Source organism: Methylomagnum sp., assembly GCF_054333355.1.
In genome coordinates this window covers 1-3,526 of the sequence record NZ_JBTEKS010000430.1, presented here as the reverse complement: position 1 = coordinate 3,526, position 3,526 = coordinate 1, and the positions used below count along the sequence as shown (strand labels likewise).

Genomic DNA, 3,526 nt, shown 5'->3' with positions numbered 1-3,526 from the left:
AGGGCAAGCATTGTCGCAACCGCCAAGACTTACCCAACCAAGCCAACGCGGCTCGAAAGGATAGGCGGCGGACCCGTGTCAGTTCGTCAGACGCAATGCGATATTAATCACATCGGGTATTGATATTTGTTGCGGATTGGGCTGCAACTTGAGATTGGCCTCCCTGAAAAGCGTTTGGGAAAGCTTGAGCGAAAAGTCGAAAATAACAGCTGCAACTCCGGTAAACCTTCGTCGTCGGATGGATTGAAGCGGCAAGCCGCCGAATTCCGAGAGTCGAACGGCAAGCCGAAGGGAGGTCAACCGGGACATGCTGGGGCGACCCGTGCGTGGCCACGCACAGCCTGTGCAACGCCCGAGCGCGCCGGACAAAAAATCGATCTCCTGCGCCTGGCCGATCTTGGCGTGCAACGCCTTCGGGTCGACCGTGGGTTCGGTCGGGGGTGTCGCCGCCGAACACGCCGACGGCGCCGTCCAGTAATTGGCTTTTTGCAGTCGCTGATTGGATTGGGGTGAACATCGAACTGCTGGGCTAACTCGGCCAGCGTTTTCTCGCCCTGGAAAGCGGTCAAGGCCACTTTCGCCTTGAGGCCGACGAGTGGTTCCGGCGAGGTCGTCTGCTCATCGTGTGCTCCAAAATACCGGCGTTGCCCACATCGTCAGGGAGCAGTGTATCCACTTACCGGCCTGTCCAAATTTCTGGCGCCACTTCTACCTGTTGGGTCGATACCTATTTGTGCTGCCCGAAGCCGTCTCGAAAGGCGAATTGCGCCCCTTGCGCGATCCGAACCGTGATGACACTTAACCCGAGTAGGGCTTACATGCGTTTTCTGTTCCATTGATCCTCAAACCCCGAATTCGGGTCAGCTAGACCCAACCCAGTCATTTTGAAGTCCCCGGCAGTCCCGCCAGCCGCCGTGCCAGGTCGCGGAGATTCGATGCACCGGTTTTCGCCAATATCTGCCGGATTTGAGTGCGCACCGTCGTAATGCTCACCCCCCGCTGGACGGCGATTTCCTCGACATCGCGCCCCGCGAATAGAGCCAAGGCAACCCGTGCTTCCGCCTCCGTGAGGCCCCAAAGCGTTTTCAGACATGACACCGCCGGGGGTTCTTCTTCCGCCAAATCCTTGACGATCACCAGAGCGGCTTCGACTTGGCGGAGCATGGCATCGCGATAGGGTAACCGCAGCGGCGACACCAGCACCGCGAATGCCGCGCCATCCGAGAACCGCGTCAGCCGCAGAGTGCCGCCCGCGCCGCCTCCGGCGGCATCATGCACAAGCCCGCGCAAAGTCCTAGCTTCGCGGGGGTTGGCGGCGCCGAGTCCACAACCGCGCTTTCCGAGCACCAGCTCGCCGCCATGGCGGGCGAGCCGTTCGGCGGCCGCATTGGCGAACAGCACTTCACCGGTTCGCGAGGCCACCACGACGCCGTAGGGCAGGGCTCCCAAGGCGGTGAAGCCGGCCTGGGCACGGAACTCCAGATCGCGCACCCGGAGGTAGAGTTGCCCGGCGCGCTGAATGTGCGGCAGTAATTGGGTGAGTCGGCGGCTTTCTTTTTCGCCGAAGGGTTGCGCGTCATAAGGCCGATGCACCGTAATTGCTAAGGCGTCCGTTTCACTCGGCCCAAGTGGAACAATCGCGCCGAGCATATGGCCCAGGCCGATTCGAGAGGCAAAATCGGCATAGTATTCGGATCGCCTAAACTCGCGTTCGGGCACGACTTCCGCGCCGATGATGGGCCGGAATTTCGGCTGATCCGTGGCTAGCTTCTGCCAGGGGTCCACCTGATGGAAGTATTCGCTGTACAGTCTTTCGGCACCCTCCGGGAAACCGCTGGTGCTGAGCAGCGTTGCCGCTTGGCCGGCCAACATCAATATCAACCCGCTTGTTCGCCCCTCGATCAACTCCGCCAGACGCTCTCCCACCCTTGCCCAGCCGTCAGTCTCGATGGCGGCGGCATATAACCCTTCAAGAAATGCTTCAACGGATTCTTGGTCCATGACGACCCCCTGCTCTTGTTGTTTTTGGTTTTCACCCGGCTTTTTTCGCGGCCCTCATCAGAACTGATGATGATAACGTGAATTACCACGGCGAAAATTACTGCGTCGCTGTAAATCAGGCAAATCTAACTGAAAAAGCCCGCTGTGGATGGAAGAATGCGTTGGCACCTTAAATAGGTAAAAAGACGCAACCCATTACAAGATCACATGGGGTTTTTACCACCTAAAACCATTACAAGAGGATGCTCTCATGAACTATAAAAATCTTATCAAAATTGTTTTTATAAACTGCTCGATACTCTATGCTGAAAACAGTTACTCTATGGCTTGCTCTGTCCCGGATGCAAAAGTGCTTGCCGTTATGACATGGTCAGATGGGCATACTTTTTTGAATTTGGATAAAGGTAATAACTGTGGATGTACGATTCCATCTCGTGTCGCTTTTCATAAAAATGATGCAAATGCTAAAGAGTTCATGGCTCAGGCATTAACAGCTTTTGCAACTAAATCTCCAGTCACTATATATCTGGATAGCGGATGCACCGTTCACACGAATACTGCTCATGTTTATACAATAGTTCTCGGGGGAGGGGGCTAAATAATTTCTTAAGGGCGCGGGACAAAAAATTTCAAAATATATTTGTGCCCTTTTAGAGAATTATTATAGGCAACAAATGGATCTGGTCATCGAGCGGAATATATGCGCTTCTGCAGCCTGTAGGTATGTCAGGCAGCGCTTTTTTGAGGGGAAGTGATAGAGTGTCTTATCGAGATTGCCTATTGGCGCAGTTCACGCCTTAATTATTCCAGGATCGGCCTATCTATTAAAATAGAATAAAAATTATTTACACCCATCACTGAGAAAACCATGAAACTCAACCCATGTAACTCGGCACTCGCTGCAATTCTAACAGTATTTATTCCCGTTTGCGCCAATGCCGATAACACGGGCAACGATGTTCTCGACATGACTCTACCGGCTATTTTGTCCCTCTCTCACAATTCTGCCACCGCAGTAATAACATTCACCAGTGCGCCGATTTCAGAACGCTGCGCAATCAGCTGGGATGATTCGTACCAACTAACGGGTACTTTCCGTAAGCGTGATGATGAGCCCTCTTGGTACCCTGCCACCCATCCTGAATGGAAAAAACTACGCCACTGCGTTAATGTTGTGACTAACGGACCCACCGAAGTGGGGACACTGGATAATGCTGCACAATATATTGTTGAGGGCATTAAGGTAAAAATGAATGCTTGCATTAATGATGTATTAAACGAAGACAGCACATTGCGGTTATTTGCTTTAGTTGCTGCGATTGCGACCGATATTTTAACTGAAGGTGGCACAGGTGGTGGAGCAACAACAGGCGTAATTCTTGAGTAGAGTTGTATCCGATGCTAAGCCACTGATGATGAAGAGATTTTATGGTTCCATAGCCCCGCAGAGAGTGAAAAAAAGTAATCCACGAAGTCATCCAGGTGGTTCCTTATCCGGTGCGTCAGGCAGTGAAAGCCTTTCATC

At 53.1% G+C, this 3,526-nt stretch carries 3 protein-coding genes and 2 pseudogenes; 3 read left to right on the top strand and 2 right to left on the bottom strand.

What is annotated here, in order from left to right:
- Nucleotides 1-126: 126 nt before the first annotated feature.
- A pseudogene (locus ACXWUF_RS20580) lies at nucleotides 127-264 on the top strand (DUF6444 domain-containing protein); the annotation flags it as partial.
- A gap of 105 nt (nucleotides 265-369) precedes the next feature.
- Here ACXWUF_RS20580 and ACXWUF_RS20575 read toward each other — a convergent pair.
- Nucleotides 370-622: pseudogene (locus tag ACXWUF_RS20575) on the bottom strand (transposase); the annotation flags it as partial.
- 257 nt (nucleotides 623-879) lie between these two features.
- Nucleotides 880-2,001 carry a helix-turn-helix transcriptional regulator gene (locus tag ACXWUF_RS20570; RefSeq protein WP_458503378.1) on the bottom strand — a complete coding sequence of 374 codons (1,122 nt, stop codon included), beginning with the start codon at nucleotides 1,999-2,001 and terminating at the stop codon, nucleotides 880-882.
- Between the two features lie 250 nt (nucleotides 2,002-2,251).
- Here ACXWUF_RS20570 and ACXWUF_RS20565 point away from each other — a divergent pair, with 250 nt between their 5' ends.
- Together ACXWUF_RS20565 and ACXWUF_RS20560 are read left to right on the top strand one after the other, a co-directional pair.
- Nucleotides 2,252-2,599 (top strand): hypothetical protein, encoded by a 348-nt coding sequence (locus tag ACXWUF_RS20565; RefSeq protein WP_458497437.1) that lies wholly within the window; start codon nucleotides 2,252-2,254, stop codon nucleotides 2,597-2,599.
- Between the two features lie 270 nt (nucleotides 2,600-2,869).
- The gene (locus ACXWUF_RS20560; RefSeq protein WP_458497436.1) at nucleotides 2,870-3,388 is read left to right on the top strand and encodes a hypothetical protein; all 519 of its coding nucleotides are present in this window, start codon (nucleotides 2,870-2,872) and stop codon (nucleotides 3,386-3,388) included.
- The last annotated feature ends 138 nt before the right edge of the window (nucleotides 3,389-3,526 follow it).